Below are 19,192 nucleotides of genomic sequence, written 5' to 3'. Positions count from 1 at the left end.
TAAACAGGCTATAAAAAAGCATGCTAAAAAAACCCCCTCAGCTACCGATTCTAATTTTAATATTATTACGGATAACATTGATGGGCTCTCCTTAATGCAATGGAGTACTATACGTATTGAAAAGAAGTCATTTATTGAATTTTCTAATTGGTGTAATATCAATTTCACTTGCTTAATTACAATTTTAATAGTGTTCACTCCAGAGAATCATTATGTATTTATTTTTGTATTGATTGTCTTACGTATTATTTCAAGAGGTGTCGAAATTGCAATTGCATTTTATAACGATGTAGTAAAAGTTAATTCTAAATCTTTCGTTGATACAAAACACAATACAATTAAATATATTAATGGATATCAATCCTCTTTGATTAGACAAAATGGGCGTCTTTCATTGGCGATACATTCTTTAATTGAGCTATTCTTACTTTTTGGTATATCTTATTTCTTACTTTTTTACTTTTTAGATTTTGGAAGTAAAATACAAAACCCAACTTTATTAGGAAGTATACTTTTTAGCACCAATTTAGGTTTATTTAACTTTTCTTTCGGTAACTATACAATTATTTATCTTTCTTTACTACACACATCTCAGGTTGTTTTAAGTGGAATATTAATTCTCCTATCAATTGCACAATATATAGGTGCAGATAGAGAATTAAATCATAATGATTCAATTTTTTACTATAAAGCAGCCGTTATTTTAAATGATAAAAGAGAAAAAAACTTAGAATATGGAAAACCGGTTTTTGATGAACCCTTTAATGATTTACTCAAACAGGACACAGACAATCAAGACAACATCCAAAACCTAGATAAGCTACTAGTAGGAATTAAGCCATCAACTATTGAAGCAGAATGAAGATTACTCATTCTGCTTTTTTCTGTTTAATATTCATTATAAATTAGCTCGATAAGCTTCAAGGCTTTCTTTATTTAATGGGACAGTTCGATCAGAGTAGAAAATAGCAAGAAATTCCTTTAGTGCTTCATCAAAAACCTCTTTTTCATCACTCACAGAGATATTCCATTCGATGACTTGATTCAAAGAGAATTTGAAAGATTGGAAGAACCAATAAAGAGAGCACCACGTTCAATGGGTTGAAACAGATACGATTTTGGGTGAAAAGAAGTACCATTACTTTCCCATAGTCGTATGCTAATACGCTCATCAATTGAAAGCAGCTATTCTAAGGCCTCAGGCTGTGTAATATATAAATAATCACCGGTACAAATCTTAATATCAGCCCCATTTTGCGCAGTTTTCTTCAAGGTATCTTTAATTAATTTGACACCTGATTTCATGACAAATGATGACAAAACACAGACTGTAATCGCCTCTTCTATTTTGTCATTTTAATGTGAACCAAGGTCTTTTGCAATCATCTGAATCTTAAACATCCTCATCCTCTATAAGAAAGATTTTATTTTTAATACCACCACCCTTTTCTGCCTTTTCCTTGCGTGGCTGTTCCACCAGTTCAAAATAGACACCATGACATTCAGAAAGAGCATGGATAATTTCCAAGCGGTCAGCTAACTCTTCAACTGCGTCTTTATCATTTTCTGCATTTATGTATTCATTAAGCTCCTCAAAGCTTTTTGTTTTTAATTCTTTTATGTATTCTTTTCATTATCTAAAATTCTTGTAGTAAATTTTTTTCCTGTCTTTTCAATTACCTGGTATACGATCTCTTACTAATTTGTTACAAACAGGCATATAATGTTACCTCCAATTTTGAATATAGCTTTATTATGGCGAATTAAGTAAATATTTTCATTCTTGTAAGGTGGTTAGAATTCTTCTTATCTCAAGCAACACAGGTTGAAAGCTTAATAGCCAGTATTCTTCTTTGGATAATCTGCATATAATTTCACTGTTCTACACCAATTGTAGGGCTAGAACTGACACTCCTTGTCTAAATCAAATACCATGATTGAAATGTAGTTCAACCTCATATTTTAATTATGCCAGTACGAAAAATTCCGTTGTCTTCTTCCACAAATGTCATAAGGAGATATACCCGTTTCGGTTCATATAATTGAGTACATTTAATTTAAACTCCCCAGAATAATTTGTATAGGATCTATAAATGCTTCTATTCCGTGTTGTTTATAGAGCCTAACCCATCCACTTATAACAGAATGACTAACTCTGACTTCCTCCGCTATTTTTTCTATACTTTCATCTCCCTCTAAATAATTTAATACAATTTGTATCTTATATCCCTTTTTAAATTTGGACATAAAAACACCCCGTAACTGTTAGTTTATTGTCTAACAATTAAGGGGCAGATCATAAAAAGCAGCTTTTAACTAAATTAAAGCATTAAATCAAATGGATCTTCTGAATTTATCTTTTTACCCAAGTCCTGTATTAACCAACTTGGCCTCCGTATTAAATCAAAAATATCATAATCAGTTATAACATTATAGTTACTTCTTTTATAGTTTTCTAATATTCCATGAATACTCGGTAATAATACTCCATTATCTTCTTTAGTCCAAAATGGATGTCTTAATATAACACAAGTTTGGTTAGGCAATAAAATTACAGGAATATTTCCATGCCATTTTGCTTCTAGACCTTCATTTTCATAATTTGAAACTAATGATTTTAAAGATTTGTCAACCAAAGGTTTCCATTTACTATCTATTTCAGGAATAAAAGATGGATCATTTAATATACCTGCAATATCTAATGCGAGTCTCCAATCTAATAATCCATGAAAGCCCATATTTTCATAGCTTCTAAGACAGCTGTAGCAAGAAGAATCACAATCATGTGTTTTTAAGTTTGGCATTGCAATTAATTCGGTACACATGTCACTTAATATATTCTCAATAACACTTTCACGTCCTAAATATTTTACATAACCTGCACCGTTAATTAATTGGTCAGCAATGAATACTTGACCTACAGTTTCGTCCCCGTTTACCTTTGACCTAATACCTACTTGTATTTCTTGAGCATCAATATCAAGGAGAGTAGCAGCAATTCTTCTTAAAAGGTACCCAAATGAAATTAAACCAGCCCGTACTCCTAAGTACATCGGATTTAAGTTTATATATTTATTAATACTGTATGGTTCAATAACAAGTACCTCAGTATTTTTTATAGATGCAAGAGCAACGTTTACTGTCTTATCAGTTAATTTAGGTTTAAAATCATCTAAATTAGTATACCCTTTTTCAATCCAACCTTCGAAACTATTTTTAGCTTTAACAAATGTAAATAATTCATTGTTATTATCATTTATTGTATATACATTACCTTCTTGAACCTTATATTTTGTGTTATATACAACGTAATCGGGTTCATTATCATTAACACTATCTGCAAGTCGAGGTATTGAGCTTCTAGAAGACCATTCAAAATCTTCCCTGTAGTCTCTTTCCACCCAATCACTTCTAAACCCTTGTGGTTCAGCAATTGGAATCGTATTAAACGTATTACCATTTGCATCGTCAAGTACACTATGGCATGACGGACAATTATTTGGAAAATGTTCATCATTATCATAGAGAATATGACAATTCTTACAGAAAGCAATATTTTTAATTTCCCCTAGTGGATTTTCTTCTGCAATAACATCATTACCTTGAATCCAATAATGAGCTATTCCCACTGCTTTATGTTTTACCTTATCTTTTATAATTTCTGATCCTGGCGAGTATTCGCTAATTGCTATTTCTAGATCTCTATCCACTGTACCTAGGTCTAAATTCGTGGCTCTCATACCATATTTTCTTTCTTTGTGATGGAGTTTTCTAACTCGAGTTGGAAAGCCAAACATTGGTAAAAGTCCTGCAGTTGCTAAGTTCTCACTTAAGGAATTGGATGAGTATCTAGTTTCATTAGCTATATGTGTTATAAGCTCAACTACCATCCCGTTTTTAAATGATTGTTTTATTTCTCCAATTTCTTCTGCTTTTAATTGTGAGTTATATGACAGGGTTTTTATAGTACTTTCTAATCTTTTGATTCCCTGATTTGAAATAAAATACTGATTCACCGTTGCTTTTATATTATCCCAGTCACGTTTTAGCCCAAATTCTCCATGTACGCTATCTCCACCACTGATGTTTGATGCCAAATCAGTTTCCTGAAAAGCATAAAAAAGCATTTCTTTTATTACTACTCTGTTAAAAATCTTCCTTGACTTTAAATCAATATATGGTTGTGGTGAAGGGTCTCCAGTCATTCTATCAAGATTTTGGAAGTACCACTCATCATGGCTTCTACCTCTACATAAAGTTAAACTTACTGACAAAGGTGCGCCTCTACGACCAGATCTTCCTACCCTTTGTTGATAATTAAACCTCTGTGGTGGCATGTTTGACATAGCTACAATCTTTAATGAACCGATGTCTATTCCCGCCTCCATAGTTGTTGTAACACTTAGTATATCAATCTCATCGACAAGTGGAATGTCTTCTTCATCAAATATCCCCTGGAATAACTGTTGTCTTTTGGATGCATCACTTGGATCTGTTTGACCTGTCATTTCCTCGGAATGGAATCTTCTATAGGCACTAGATTCATTTGAAAGGAACCTATAGTAATCATTTATTTGAATTTCACCTATTATCTTCTCTTCAAGTTTTGAATAACAATCAGTACAAACATTACAAGATGGATGTAGATGGTGTCTATTACACTTTTTACAGGTATATATATAATCTCCTGCGGGAATTAGATAAATACTATCTGACTTGATTTTATAACCCTCAATACTTTTCAAGTTATTAAAAATCTCATTCGCATAATTTACTAAATCTGACTCATTAATAGAATAGGATCGAGCAATCGCTTTCCAATAATTTTTTAAATTTGCAGGTGGATCAACTTGATGATTCCGACGCTCATTTTCTTCGTATCTTCTCATCCCTCCTAAAATTCTAATCGAGCTGTCTACTAACTGTCTCCATTGCTCTGACGTTAGTCCCAATTTATTAGTAAAATCTTTATCAATGTCTACGGTTAATCGAGCAATTGCTAAAGATTCCAAATCCCTTTTTCTTTGTGAGAAAAGGACATTGACAATTATATTTTCCCTTAACATCTCTTTAATTCTATCACTCAACCATTTTCGATTTTCCTCATTAGGGTTAATTTGAAGAGGGGTTGGTTGCCCAAGAGTAGGCCAATCGTAAAGATTTTTCCAAAGTACATCCTCATACTTAGAAACCTTCTTTTCAGGACCAGCAGGATTAATCCCCACCTTTATAAATGCTTTTTCAATATCCCACCATATTTCTTTAAGCTGTACTGGTTTATTAGCATCAGCTATAATTTTTTCAACTTCTGTTTGTTTTTGATTAGGTAATCTCCTTCCTGAAAAGTAATCCTCTAGTAATCGGACCTTATCATACTCTGTTTCCCAGAAGTTATCTGCTACTTTCTCTTCTTCGACAGTTAAGGGTTGGTTTTGTAATCTCTTTAAATATATTCTTAGGCCTTGGTTAGATTCATTTAGGGCTTTCACTACAACATGTCGTAGCAAATGGTAATAATGGTTTAATTCAATTTTAGCTGAAAGTTTAGCTGCATCCTGCCTACTGTCTGAAAACAAAACAGCTTTTGGTTTCTCATCCATAGGCAATTCTCTCATTAATGCGTCTAACATTATTTGAGCAATTGTATCGAAACCAGTTCGTTGTCCTCTTATAGGTGAACGCGTTCGTTTTGTACTATATAGTGGTTCACCTTTTGCAAATTTTCCACTTATCTCCCAATCATCTGCACAGTGTGGGCATTTTGTTGGAAATGCAGGCATTTTATTTGCGTATTCTTCATCTCCATTAATTGTATATACGTATGAATTGGGTTTCTTCGTATATTGATCAACTGTAAGTTGGGAAATCTTAGATTCGTAGAAGCCTTTTACCCACCCTAATGTTAGCTTTTTGTCTTGATTAGGAGGATCTAATTTCCTAGACCACTTCTTTTTCATGTCATCATCAATGTTTAAAGACGGCCAGAACAATGCATAATGCCCATACCTCTTTACAGGCGGCAACTTATCCGGCAGCTTTTCTAAATCGTCATATTCTGCACTTAGTTGGTAACTAAGATTCAGGTTATCTTGGTTGGCAGACTTAAACCCTCCTAAGAATACATCCCCACAATTTTGGCAATAATACAAGTCTAATACTTTAGATCCACAATTACATTGAATTTTTGGTTGGGAATAAAGCTTTCCGATTGAACGCCCTTCAAACTGAAACCTTGGATCAACCTCAGTACAATTTTTATTTGTACATGCCCATAAGCCTTGGAAGTTTTTAAAGAAAAGATGAGCTCGAATAGGAACAACGACTTCTCCATTACTACGTGAATTAATTATTGCATGTAGAAGACCTGCAGCTGCTTCAATATTTGCTTCCCCAAACATACGTCTATTTAACTCAGTGATTGAAACTGGCTTTTTAGTATGTTTTATAAAAGCATGTAGAGCTCCCGATTCATACAACAAGTTGAATAAGGACTGTTCCGCATGTTCCGAATGAAATTGTTTCCCTAACGCTGTACATAATTGGTTTATTGCATTTTTAATGTCTTGTCTACTATTAGTAAAGTACTCCGCAAATTCACGTTTAAGTGAACTAAAACGATCTACCTTAGGATATATTTCTTCTGATGTACGTTCCCCGTTTATAATTTCAAAATTGTTTATTGGAACACCGAAAAAATCCTCCAAAAACTGTTTTCCGCTTTCATCTAATGAAGCTGAAGTTGCCAAAATTCTAAGTTGAGGACTATCTGGAGTAAGCCCTAAACGGTTCAACAGTGATTTAATGACATAGGAAACCTCTGTTCCTGCAGTACCACGGTAAGTATGAAGTTCATCCAAAACAATATAGAAAACATTAGAAGAGTCCTCTTGCAACCATTCTCTTGTCTTTTCAAATATCTTTTGCTCAATACTTCTAGTCAATATAATGTTAAGCATGCTGAAGTTAGTAATCAAAATATCGGGTGGGTACTCCTGCATATCCCATCTTGAAATGAGTTCAGCTCCATCTGTTTGTGAAATAAAAGCTAGTTTCTCATTCCTTTTTTCGATTAAATTTTTTTTAATTTCGTGTAACTTATCGTTATCCCAGGGTTCACTCATAAGATAATCAACGCCCAACTCATCTTGCAATTCTAGTATTATCTTTTGTTTGACCTCTGGCTTTACATTCCCGTTCAATGATCCTATCAAGTTCTCATAATATTCTCTAAGTCCTATTTGTTTCCTATAAAAGTTTTGGATAAAGCCTTTCATTTTCTTTAATTTATTTCCATGTGGTTGTCCTGCTACTGGAGTTTTCCCTGTGTATCTACCGAAGTAAATACGGTTACCATTTCTGTTATCACCTAACCAGTTTCTGGCTGCATCGCTATCCAAAGCCCTCCTTAAACGTACCAACTGATCTTCAACTAAAGCATTTAATGGGTATAAAATTAATCCTCTTACTGCCGCAGTTCTTTTCTCATGTTCTCTTTTATAATTCCATTCATTTGATGTATCCCATACGTTATGATCATTTTCCTTTTTAGGAGCACTCCATTTCTTAGACTCTTCTAATATAGATGCAATTAAGGGTAAGAGAAAACTTTCTGTTTTACCTGACCCTGTACCAGAAGTGACAACTATGTTTTTTTTGTGGTTTAAAACTTGTTCAAAAGCTTTAAATTGGTGTAAATGTAATTTATGACTTTTGGAAAACAAACCATTGCTTGTGAATTCCCCGAAATCATTTGACCATCCTATTTTTTCACACATTTGATTTACATTGCAATCTGATGAAACATAGGGAGGCATTGCTTCGATGTATGGGAACTGATAAATATTTCCTTGCTTTCTTAATAATTCTTCTCTCTCCTGGGTCAATTTTTCATGACCGAGAGCAAACGGACTATCCATATATTTAATAAAGGTATCTAATAAATTATTAAATATCCTGTAAACATCATTCATTTATAACCCTCTTTTCAAATAATTAAGGTCAAATCCAAGCCTTACTGAAACAACCAGAGCGATATCATAGGGTACATTTCTATATACTCTATAGTTTCCCTCCAAAGTTGGGCACTGTCCAAAACAGGATACCAGAACTCTTTCGTATAATTCTGGTAAGTGGTACTCTTTTCTAACCTTTAGAACATAATCAGCATACAAAAATATACTTAATGGGGGTTTACATCTAGCAGCAAAATAAAGTTTACCTAACTCCTTTTCTATCTCTACAAACTGTGTTGTATTTACTGAAAAAAAACATGTCTCTTGCCCAAATAAATTTTTATATTTTGTTAATCTGTAATGATTTCCTCTTTTCCATTTGTGAAAACTTGTATCCCAAGACTCAACATTCCAATCGCCGCCAAAAGTAGGCTTCTCTCTTATTTGCAAAGAATGTACCATTCCTGATAAACTGGGTAAGCATTTTAATAGATCATGAGCGAAATAATCTTCTCCAATATTAAACTTTATATTGATTGATTCCAAAAAGTCACCGAGTATATCCATGTTGTTAGAAACTGTATCTATAATAAAAAATGATAAAGGTTCAAGTTCATTTTTTGGTATTGTGACCTTCATTTCTATGTTTTTTGGAACTTGTTTTTTAATATCCTGGAGAAATGATCTTGTTCTTCCACCAGTTAAATAAACCATAGGGGTTTCGCAAGGAATAATAGCTGCAGAAGGTGGTATAACCCTCCAGTTAAAGGATTTACTGAATGGTTTTTTTATAAATTCAACAAATCCTAAAGAAGACAAACCTTTCCTTATTTTGTATGCATTTAGATGATAGTTTTCTTTTCCAAAAATTTGCATTACTGCTTCCAAAAACACTTTCCAGTTACCCATTTGCCTAATAGATAGGTATTCAAATAGTATATCTATCTTTCTCTCAATACCTTTATTGTAATGTACTAAATCAAGTCCAATATTCTTAAAATCTCTTCCAGATTTGAAAGGTGGAGCATGAACGAATTTATTAACTGAAATGTTAAATGGATGTCCATCCGAGACTACTTTGGCTTTATCCTTCCCTTTATACTCAATTAATGGAGGAAGTTGTTCCAAATCCTCATATATATATGTTCCCGCTATCGTCATTTTTTCCTTATGTTGTACACTTTCTGACAGGTTAAAATAATCAAAAGAAAGTCTATTTTTATAATCATTTCTAAGAAGACATTTATTTGACTTATTATTTACACTTAATTCATATATTCCAGGTTCTTTTATGTTAATAGTTTTAAGGTCTATTTCGACTACATTTTCTAATACAGAAAGTACTGGACTATTATTTAGAAGAACAGTGCTTCTTTTCTTACACTCAATAATACATAAAGGGGGGTATTCCATTAACCATTCATTATGCTGTATCTTTAACCCTCCATTAAACGATATTTTATCATTATGTTTAGAAACGATAATTTCTCTACCTATAAATTCTAAATTTCTTGGGTGCGACTCTTCCGGGTTAAAAACATAAAAGCTCCAAGGGTTGGGTTGATTTGAAAATTTAACCTCTTTATATCTATAGGAGTTTAATTTTAACCAATTTTCTACTTTATAAGAACTATTGGTTAATATTAAATGGTTTTGGTTTAATTGGATATCCTCCCTTTCTATCCATCCATTTATTCCTTTGTCAAGACCACTTCTCAATAAAAAAGTACCCTTTGATTTAAATCTAGCTCTTATCCTTAAGTCTTCCAACTCAAAGTAATAATCACTACTAATATTTGAAAAATTAACGTTTCGTTTAATAGCACCTTCCATGATTTCAAATCCATCCAAGCTTTTATAATTGATTTCCTCAGACTCAATATCCTCTAAAACTCCAAATAAACTTAAATTAACCCTTTTATTTAATGTTCCTTCAATATCCACTTTTAGAAAAAGGTTGTATGAATTTACCTTATGAACCCATTGCTCCCCATATGTTCTATTGGATACGATTGAAATATTCCCATCCCACTTCTCTAACTCAAAAAGAACAAGATTAATTATTGATTCCCTATTCTTTAATTCATTTCTAAAGAAAAATCTAGACAAGCGATTATTTTTATTATATAAATATAAATCTAATTGTTCTTCGAGTTGCTTAGCAGTTATTGACTCCGATGGTTTTAGACCAGTCCAAAAGAAAAAATCATAAAGTAGTTCTCTTTCATTATCACTAATCAGGCATTGGGATCTCGGATACCCTATATACTCTGTTCCAAATTTAAAAATATTTAAATATCCATATTTCCCATTGTTTTTTTGCTGCCACTGTAAAAGTATTTCCCACAATTCATTGCATTTCTCAAAATCTCTGGGCTTCCCTTGTCCATCCAATTGAATAAGATTCCTTAAACGTCGATAATAGTTATTACCGTGAATACCCTCTTCTAAATCTGTATTCATTTTAGTTGCTGCAAGTACAGTCACCGCTAAAACTCCAATAAAAGGCGGAAGACCAACAGCACCTTGTTTAAACCACCTATTTCCATAGATATAAGCAATTTCAAACAATCTACTGGTATCATTTCGAGCATAGCTTATAACACTTTTACAAAAGTCGTCTATACTTTCTTCTTTCGATAATTGTAATTCTTTTCCAAGACTTTCAATTAAATCATCATTTACATAAAGATACATTGTTCTATTTTTATATTTTTCATTAAAAAAGTAATTGCATAACGTATTATTCCAAAGATTATAATCAACAGTATTTTTCCTTACTGTTTTCATGGAAAAACTCCTTTATATGTATTCACTAATTTATACCTATTATAGAAAAATTGATTTTTTTGAATTTATACCTATTATACTATTAATTGTTAAATCTTTAATAAAAAGTAAAAATATTTCAACAAATTTCCTAAATTACAGTCTTTTTGACTAAATTGACGGTAATTTTTCAGTTCTTCTCGAATTTATTTGAATTAAATAGATAATAAAAAGAATTTCTGTGAAACCTTTACTTATTGTTGTGACCTAGTTATTTTCTACTATTTCATTATTGTTGACTAAAGTTGGACAATCCTTCATAATAACCCTATAAAAGTTAAGTATTTTTTTAACTCATCGGAGGGTTATAAGATGTATACTATTAGCAAAGAAAAAGTAAGAGTACATATGAAAAGGCATGGAATATCTACTCAAATGCAGTTAGCGGAGCAATTGGGCATAAGTAAAAATCAGCTCTCAATGCTACTCTCTCCTAATTTTAATCCTATTAAATCCAATGCTATGAAACTATGTGAGATATTGGATGTAAACTTTGAGGAGATTATTGACTCTGAGCAGTTTGAATTACCTTTAGATGCAGATACATTAGTTGAGCAGTCTCAGAATGAGGTAATTAATGTAGGAGACTATGAGGGTCATGATTTTATAGAGGTAAGAGGCATTAAGGCTCATAAGAAGTTTACTGCTGTAGAGCTTTTTGCAGGAGCAGGTGGTCTTGCTCTTGGACTCGAGGAGGCAGGTTTTCACTCTAAAGGTCTTGTAGAGATTGATAAGTATGCCTGTCAAACTCTGAGAAAAAATAGACCTAATTTGAATGTTATTGAAAAGGACATTATTGAGGTGGCAGAGCAGGGTATAAGAAACTTTGTGGATATTCCTAAAGGAGAGCTTGACCTATTATCAGGAGGATACCCTTGTCAGGCTTTCAGCTATGCAGGAAAGAAAATGGGACTGTCTGATGCTAGAGGTACAATGTTTTATTACTATGCTCAGATTTTGAAGCAGCTCCTACCTAAAATGTTTTTAGCTGAGAATGTTAGAGGATTGCTTAATCATGATGATGGCAGGACATTCTCTCTTATGCTCAAAGTTTTCTCTGACATTGGCTATACAGTTAAATGGAAAGTATTAAGAGCCTTAGATTATGATGTAGCTCAAAAAAGAGAAAGATTAGTCATGACAGGGATTAGAAATGACCTAGTTGAAAAGTACAATTTTGGGTACTGTCTACCTCAGCCTTATGGCTATGAGCTTACTCTTGGAGATATTCTTAAGGATGTACCTAAATCTGATGGAGCTAAGTACCCTGAGTCCAAAAAGAAAGTCTTAGACCTTGTACCTCCAGGAGGCTATTGGAGAGATCTTCCTGATGAGATTGCTAAGGATTTTATGGGTAAGAGCTATTACTCAGGAGGAGGCAGGACAGGAATGGCTAGAAGACTTTCATGGGATGAGCCATCATTAACCTTAACCTGCTCACCTGCTCAGAAACAAACTGAGAGATGTCACCCTGATGAAACAAGACCTTTCACAGTTAGGGAGTATGCTAGAATTCAAAGTTTTCCTGACCGTTGGGAGTTTGACTGCTCAATGAATAATGCATATAAACAGATAGGAAATGCCGTACCTGTAAATATGGCAAAAGCTATTGGGTTATCTATTATAAATGTATTGAATCAGATTAAGTAATTGAATCCATAATTGGGTTAAAGGAGAGATAGTAAATGCTAATTAAAAAGATGTATGGATTACACAATTGGTTTTATGAAAAAGAGGAGCTTATTCCTGAGAGCCATTTTGATGGAAAAGATACGGTAATTGAAAGATACCTTATCCTACATGAGGATGTTACTGATATTGATGCTTTTAATGTTCCTTATATCGCTAAAACACTTGCAGAGGCTGAGGAAGAATTAAAGTATTGTTTATAAATGAAAAAGAGGAGGATGCCATATACAGCATGGTATTATCCCCTACAGGTAGACATTAAAAAAAGAGAGCATGTATGATGTTCTTAATAGTCTTCCTGGGAGGGGATTTTTCTATGGCCAAAAAGGGACAAACATTTAGTACATATACAGAGGAATTAAAACGTGAGGTAGTTCGTTTGAAGCTGGAGGAGGGCTGGTCCTACCGACAGCTTCGAGAACGCTTTGGGATTAAGAGTGATGCCCAAATTGCCGAGTGGGTAAAGAAAGTAAGGAATAATGTGTCTTTTGAAGATCTAAGAGGACAGTGGAATAAAAGGAATTTTAATAGCTTAGAGGATGAAAATGCTTACTTGAAAGCGCAGGTAGAATACCTAAAAAAGCGCAATCCAAATCTACATGGGAAGGAGTGGTCTTAAAGGCAGAAAGGTTTCAAATCATTGATCAATTAAGGAAAAAGCACCCACTTGCGTGGCTTCTTAAGATTGGTGAGGTATCTAAAGCAGGATACTACAAATGGTGTAATAGTCGGTCTAAACGGTCTATTCGTATGGAAGAGGATGTATTGCTAAAGGAACATATTCTAGCCATTTATAAATTACACCCCTACTATGGCTATAAACGAATGAGGCGGGCTTTATTTAGAGAAGGCATTGTTGTAAATCACAAACGTGTACGTCGTTTAATGCGGGAATTGGGAATAAAATCTGTTATTCGTAAGAAAAGACCGTTCTACGGACGTAGAGGATCTGTTGTATTTCCTAACGTACTTAACAGAGAGTTTTTTGCAGAAAATCGGTCTGAGAAGCTAGTTACGGATATTACGTATGTGCGGGTAGGAGAAAATTTTGCCTATCTATCAGCGGTTTTAGATTTATATAATAATGAGATTGTAGCTTGGCAATTATCTGAAAGGAACGACCTTGAATTAGTATTAAATACGTTAAAACAATTAGAAGGAGTACCTTTTGCCAAGAATGCACTTATCCACTCAGATCAAGGTTTCCAATATACAACTAGAACATATGAGAATCATGTAAAGGAGCTTAAAATCCAAGGAAGTCATTCTAGAAAAGGAAATTGCCACGATAATGCTTGTATTGAATGTTTCTTCTCACATTTAAAGACAGAGAAGTTGTATTTAGTGCGTCCTAAAACCCTTGAGGAAGCATATCAGGCTGTCCAGGAGTACATTGAGTTTTATAATAAGGAACGATTCCAAGAAAAATTTAAAGGCCTTTCCCCGATTGAATACCGAGAAAAGGCCGCAGCTTAGTGTTCTCTTTTTTTCATTGTCTACTTGACAGGGTTATGTGCAGCATCCTCCCTCTTTTTGTTATACATCATATTTTCCTTTATCCTCAGCAGCTATCTTCTTTTCAATTGTAGGCTCTAACTTCTTAGGCTTTAATGTATCCTCAACCTCTTTAGCTAGTGTTTTAATTACATTCTCAATCATTTCAGAGCTATCTACCTCAGAGGCAACATCTCCAATTGCATCAGTCAACTTTTGATAAAAGTCAATTTCTCCTGATAGTCTGTACCAAAATTCTTGACCAACAATAACAGGGTATTCTTTATTGATTGTCTTATAATGATTGCTTAAATCCTCAGGAGTACCATAAAAAACTCCTACTACTAAATCATCAAAGCTGATACTTAATTTATTAGTCCTTGCAAGGTTCTTTACCCCTTGAAAATGACCTTTAATTGTTTCAATATCATCCTTATTGATTGTATTTGGGCCTGCCTTTATTTGGCAGTATTTTTTCCTCCCATCCACCTTATCAATAAACTCAATATCAATGCCTGATGTAGTGGAGGCAAATCCCTCTAATACCTCACTACAAAATTTCTGTAGTCTGTCCCCAAAAATTGTATTAATGGATGTACCTAATACTCTTGGATAGATTAAAGCTCTCGCAATACTCTCAGGGTCATCATTTCCTGTTAGAAAACTTGCTTTATACTTGTCCAAAAAAGGATTAAGGTTAAACTGTTTTAATTTTTTAAGTTTTAGTGTATTAGCTTTATGGCTAGGTACAATCTCATCTTTGAAAAAGTCTTTTGCCCTTTTTATTATCTGATTTAAGGCATCCTCACTTAACTTTTCTTGACTCATCCCTTCTACCTCCTCTCCTTATTGTCTGTTTACACTTTGGAATAAAATGTAACATAGTGCTATCTTACCATTTCTTCCATGTCCCTTAAAGCCTTTCTAATCGTACTGATAAAATATAACAGTCGGGTCAATCAGATTTTTTAGATCTTGTAATTCCTTATCTTCCTATATTGATATGTAATGGCTTTCACCACTAATTTATTCATTAGAATAACTATTATTTTGAGTCGTATTGGATATATTCCGACTGGATAGGTATGTATAACCGTGCCTAACACCTCATCAGGCTTACACAGTTTCATCAAATTAATTACTAAGTTTAACTGAATGAGGATAATTACTAGAATCCTTTTAAGCAATTCTAAGCGACTCTAAAGTGTGGTCTCGATGACATGTGTAATTGTCAATATTAATTTGAGTCGGAGTGATCACTTCAAATTTGAGCCACTTCATTCTGTGTTATTTCCATATTTGGGGGAGGAATTGGAGTTTAGGGTATCTTGCCCCTCGGGGCAAGATATCCTAAACTCCTCGCGCGCCTGGCCTATTGGTCACTCTCATCCCTTTGTTTCATACTTTGTCTAAATCGATACTTTTCTCCATTAATAATGAGGATATGAGCTTTATGGGTTAGTCGGTCTAGAGAGCTGCGGTCATTTTTTCATCTCCAAAAACGGAGGTCCATTCCTTTAATTCTAGATTTGTAGTAATCATCACGCTATACCGTTCGTAGCGACCGGCAAAGAATTAGAACCAAGAGTTCTGACCCAATTTTCGTGAATGGCACGTAACCCAGCTCGTCAATAATGATCAATTCAAATTTGAGCCACCTCTTTTCCAATGGACCTAGCTTGTGTTCTTCATTATACAAATGGAGTTCTTCTACTAGTTCTGCAGCCGAGATAAACTTAACCTTATAATTTATTTTAATTATAAAATAATTTATATTTCTCCCAAAAGTATTAACTTGTTATATTAAATTCCTTTAAAAGATGACTAACGTTCAATTAATGTTTGGAATCGCCAGTCATTTATACAGTTTTGTTCATCACTCTGGTATATGTTCAGTTAATATTCGTTAATGCTGATCTTGTAGCTGTAAACAAACCCCTCGCATGTTCCACTATCCGTCCCATCAAATCTAACCTTATATTACCGTCATTAATAGGACCAACCTCTAATATTAATTTTAATTTCTTTTCCTCTATACCAAGAAGAAAGCAATTAGATAGAGAGGAAATTAACAAAATGCAGCAGTTGTGTATGATAAGGATTCGAAGATATGAAAATTTGACCAACTTGTGGTGGAAACTTTTACAGAAATGTAAAATTAAAATACGTCCCTAGGTTTTAAAAGTAATAGAGAATAAATTATCTTCTCTTTTTCCGATGTGAACTTACTTACCTAAAAAAATAGCTATAATCACAATTTTAGGAAACCTGATAATCACTAATTATCAGGTTTCTGGGTGTAGCAATTTTATATTCATATATTAGACAAAACTAAATCTATAAAATTTATACTTCAACTCCACTTTTTAATTCATATTGTGCTTCAAGATTCTGAATAGCTTCTGTTAAAAACCAGTCTGAATTTAATAGTGCAATATACATACATGCTTCCCATGAATTTAATTCAGCATTTCGGCATGACTGTTCTGATTCTAGTAGGAAAATTTTTCGGCCTCAATATCTCCACTATTATAGTTATCAACTATACTTTTTAAACGATATCGAAATTGCCGGTTTGCTTTATCACTAAAAGTACTATTTAGGTCTAATAATTCATACTGATGTGCAATTCTGTTAGATAATAGGGAATTTTGATTGTAAGATATTTTTACATTATATTTAAAACTAATTGGCCAAACATTCTCTTCAACTATAGCTACCAACCAAATAAAATTATTAACATCATCATAATATGGATGTATGAACATCTCGTTTGCAGCATTTGAAAAGCTCGCATCTTTCTCACTATTACAATCTCTACAACAAGGAACTAAATTGACTGGTGTTACCGCAAATGTAGGAAATTTAGCTTTAGGTAAATAGTGATCTAGAGTTCTTGCTTTAGTTATGGAGCAATAGGGACACATTTTATCAAGTGCAAGAGATTTTAAATAATCATACACTTCACGTCCTCTATCACCTGAATTTGGACTGCTTACAAGATTCTGTGTATACAAAGATTCCATCTCATCTTTAGTAACAACATCTGAAGATTTTGGAATTTGTATCTCAGTGTGTTCTACTATAGTATGGAGTGTACTAGTTTTGGCCAAGTCAATATAGTTTTTTTCCTCAGAAATTAATACATCTTTTATTTTTGAAAGTCTGTTTTTGAGGAAGTTATTTTTTTCATTATTTCGTTTATTTTCAATAAGTTCTATATAAAACTCTTCTATAGAAATTGATGGCTCAATTAATTTATCCACAAATTTACCTCGCTTAACTCATTAATCATTTACCATTTATATAGGCTCTAATTATAGATTTAGCATCAATACTAAGCTCATAATTAAATTCCTCTAATACCTCTTCGTAATCTTGAGAGGAATCTATTATTTTTTTCAGTAACGTATGAAAACCTGTGTTTTGAATTTCTAACCCGAAAACTTCTTCCGTTAAGACTCCTATATTTTCACCGAAAGTCTCAATTTTCGGTCTAAATACGCTAGTATAGGCACCACTCTTTCTTAAAATCGAAATACAATTTCGTGGTATTTCTTGCAACACAACTGGGGAATGTGTTGCCATTATAGCAACCGCATTAGTATTAATTATTAATTCAGAGATACATCTAATAAAAGCTGATAATAAAGGTGGATGTAAATGAGTTTCTGGTTCATCAATAATTATCAATGTTTTTTCAACTATAAGTTCAATTAATCTTACAGTTGTAAGTAATGTTATTTGATGACCCGAACTACAATTAGAAAATATCATTGCTAATTTATCTTTAAAATTATTTATATTTTCTTTAGATTGTTCCTCTTCTATAAATCCAGAAATAATTTCTTTAATTTCATAGTCTGCTAAGTTTATGTCTCCTTCTAAAATTTCTAATGCATCGCAAAAACTCTCTAATTTTTTCATTCTTATTAAATTATTTACTGAGGCTACGAATTCAGAAACTATTTCATTGTGAGATTTATTGCTGCCATCTTCTTTACAAGAACCAATATAAGAAAATTTAACATCTTCTTTATTAATCTTCTTAAATAATTCATTACTCCTATCAAATAAACTAAAAGAAATAAAAATAGCATTAGAAAATTCAATATTTAATTCATTCCTATTGTTAATATATTCGTTTAAGATTCCTTTAAGGGTTGTAGTTTTACCAGTCCCATTACTTCCTATTATTGCATGTATATTTGTTGGAGGTAGTGAGTTGGGTTCAACAGAGAAATCTAACCGATTTTTATCACTTTTCGAATGTTTCATGATAAAAGCGAATTCGTATGGTGTTAATGGTACTCCACCATAAGCAATCCTGTTAAACTGATTTTTTATTTGACTAGGATAAATATCTCTTAAAAGTGATTTTTTTGTAACCAACTCTTTTTTAGCTATTTCATATGCACTTTCTGAATATGCAATATCGTTTAATGAAGATAATATATCTTCACGAATTGCCTTACCTAACATTTTTATGTTTTTATAATATTTAACATCTGTGCCAACTGAGAAAAAATCTTCATGTAAATTGTCAAATTCATTTTCTAAATCTGGTCGTCCATTCTCCATATTCTTTTGTCCAATCTTTATATAACCAATATGGATTTCTTCTTTAGCATTAACATAGAACATACTATATAAAGTATTAAAACCAAAATCATCCCAATGATCTTGAACCAAGTGCATACCCTCTTTGGATTTTTTCACTCCAAAGCCCGTTATAAAAAATTTCACTAAAAAGCCTCCTTTATTATTTTTTTGATTAATGTAGTATAAAAAAATAACTCATTTCCCCTCAAGTCCATAAATCTTGATTAGATTGTTTTTATAAAGCTAATTAAACATTTTTAATCAACTAATATTTTATATCGACCAATTAATTGAAACCATCCTTTAAATTAAAGTACTCATTATTTATAATAAAATTAAAACATAATCTATATATATATATCCTTTGTCTGGATGAATAAGTTATAGCAATTACAAAATATATTCATAAAATAAAGTGGTGCTTTTATTGTTTTACATTGCCTTTATACTATTAATGTATTTAATCAATGAACCAAACTTTTTTTTATTTATATCAAGAGAATGTGTGTATAAACTTGTGTAAAAAAATTATTAATTTGCAAAATTTGTGCAAAACAAAATTAATTCATATCTGGTCGAAATAATAAAAGGCACAGGCACCTTCCAAATGTTCTACAGTATGTTCT

At 32.6% G+C, this 19,192-nt stretch carries 12 protein-coding genes and 1 pseudogene; 4 read left to right on the top strand and 9 right to left on the bottom strand.

The genetic code is table 11. The features are described 5' to 3' along the window. The first annotated feature begins 94 nt into the window (after positions 1–94). A complete protein-coding gene (locus TR08_RS18465) occupies positions 95–862 on the top strand; it encodes a hypothetical protein (protein WP_045520650.1) in 768 nt (255 codons plus the stop codon). 531 nt (positions 863–1,393) lie between these two features. On the opposite strand, the pseudogene TR08_RS18460 reads toward TR08_RS18465, so the two are convergent. The 4 genes and pseudogenes from TR08_RS18460 to TR08_RS18445 all read right to left on the bottom strand — a co-directional run bounded on the left by TR08_RS18460 (position 1,394) and on the right by TR08_RS18445 (position 10,742). Then, positions 1,394–1,720 (bottom strand): annotated as a pseudogene (locus tag TR08_RS18460) (nucleoside triphosphate pyrophosphohydrolase). Between the two features lie 332 nt (positions 1,721–2,052). Beyond that, positions 2,053–2,247 carry a helix-turn-helix domain-containing protein gene (locus tag TR08_RS18455; RefSeq protein ID WP_052427521.1) on the bottom strand — a complete coding sequence of 65 codons (195 nt, stop codon included), beginning with the start codon at positions 2,245–2,247 and terminating at the stop codon, positions 2,053–2,055. Positions 2,248–2,321: 74 nt separating this feature from the next. Next, complete coding sequence (locus tag TR08_RS18450) at positions 2,322–7,970, bottom strand: DEAD/DEAH box helicase (protein WP_045520648.1); 5,649 nt, start codon at positions 7,968–7,970, stop codon at positions 2,322–2,324. Continuing rightward, complete coding sequence (locus TR08_RS18445; protein WP_045520646.1) at positions 7,971–10,742, bottom strand: hypothetical protein; 2,772 nt, start codon at positions 10,740–10,742, stop codon at positions 7,971–7,973. Between the two features lie 387 nt (positions 10,743–11,129). Between TR08_RS18445 and dcm the strand changes: the two genes are divergently transcribed. From dcm to TR08_RS18425, 3 genes are all read left to right on the top strand, one after another. Next, positions 11,130–12,431 carry a DNA (cytosine-5-)-methyltransferase gene (gene dcm / locus TR08_RS18440; RefSeq protein ID WP_081954554.1) on the top strand — a complete coding sequence of 434 codons (1,302 nt, stop codon included), beginning with the start codon at positions 11,130–11,132 and terminating at the stop codon, positions 12,429–12,431. A 35-nt stretch (positions 12,432–12,466) separates the two neighbouring features. Continuing rightward, positions 12,467–12,673: a hypothetical protein gene (locus TR08_RS18435; protein WP_045520645.1), complete on the top strand. Its 207-nt coding sequence runs from the start codon at positions 12,467–12,469 to the stop codon at positions 12,671–12,673. A gap of 113 nt (positions 12,674–12,786) precedes the next feature. Continuing rightward, positions 12,787–13,946 (top strand): IS3 family transposase gene (locus TR08_RS18425; protein ID WP_152597458.1). Its coding sequence is split into 2 segments (ribosomal slippage): positions 12,787–13,045 and positions 13,045–13,946, totalling 1,161 coding nucleotides; the frame shifts between segments, so codons are not numbered across the junction. Positions 13,947–14,006: 60 nt separating this feature from the next. Here the strand turns inward: TR08_RS18425 and TR08_RS18420 are convergent. The 5 genes from TR08_RS18420 to TR08_RS18410 form a co-directional block, all read right to left on the bottom strand. Continuing rightward, on the bottom strand, positions 14,007–14,792 hold the full coding sequence (locus tag TR08_RS18420) for a PmeII family type II restriction endonuclease (protein WP_045520639.1): 786 nt from the start codon (positions 14,790–14,792) through the stop codon (positions 14,007–14,009). 639 nt (positions 14,793–15,431) lie between these two features. Further along, positions 15,432–15,506: a hypothetical protein gene (locus TR08_RS33665; protein ID WP_274521029.1), complete on the bottom strand. Its 75-nt coding sequence runs from the start codon at positions 15,504–15,506 to the stop codon at positions 15,432–15,434. A gap of 4 nt (positions 15,507–15,510) precedes the next feature. Then, on the bottom strand, positions 15,511–15,717 hold the full coding sequence (locus tag TR08_RS33660; RefSeq protein ID WP_274521028.1) for an ATP-binding protein: 207 nt from the start codon (positions 15,715–15,717) through the stop codon (positions 15,511–15,513). Between the two features lie 739 nt (positions 15,718–16,456). Next, positions 16,457–17,230: an HNH endonuclease gene (locus TR08_RS30385; RefSeq protein ID WP_052427519.1), complete on the bottom strand. Its 774-nt coding sequence runs from the start codon at positions 17,228–17,230 to the stop codon at positions 16,457–16,459. Between the two features lie 25 nt (positions 17,231–17,255). Beyond that, on the bottom strand, positions 17,256–18,710 hold the full coding sequence (locus TR08_RS18410) for an AAA family ATPase (protein WP_052427518.1): 1,455 nt from the start codon (positions 18,708–18,710) through the stop codon (positions 17,256–17,258). Positions 18,711–19,192: the final 482 nt, after the last annotated feature.

This window comes from Neobacillus niacini (assembly GCF_000759675.1).
GTDB lineage: Bacteria > Bacillota > Bacilli > Bacillales > Cytobacillaceae > Neobacillus > Neobacillus niacini_A.
This window is presented reverse-complemented; position numbering and strand designations above follow the sequence as displayed.

Coding starts and splice junctions, on each gene's coding strand:
- TR08_RS18455 (WP_052427521.1), bottom strand. CDS start 2,247: ATGTCCAAATTTAAAAAGGGATATAAGATACAAATTGTATTAAATTAT.
- TR08_RS18435 (WP_045520645.1), top strand. CDS start 12,467: ATGCTAATTAAAAAGATGTATGGATTACACAATTGGTTTTATGAAAAA.
- TR08_RS18450 (WP_045520648.1), bottom strand. CDS start 7,970: ATGAATGATGTTTACAGGATATTTAATAATTTATTAGATACCTTTATT.
- TR08_RS18420 (WP_045520639.1), bottom strand. CDS start 14,792: ATGAGTCAAGAAAAGTTAAGTGAGGATGCCTTAAATCAGATAATAAAA.
- TR08_RS18465 (WP_045520650.1), top strand. CDS start 95: ATGCAATGGAGTACTATACGTATTGAAAAGAAGTCATTTATTGAATTT.
- dcm (WP_081954554.1), top strand. CDS start 11,130: ATGAAAAGGCATGGAATATCTACTCAAATGCAGTTAGCGGAGCAATTG.
- TR08_RS18445 (WP_045520646.1), bottom strand. CDS start 10,742: ATGAAAACAGTAAGGAAAAATACTGTTGATTATAATCTTTGGAATAAT.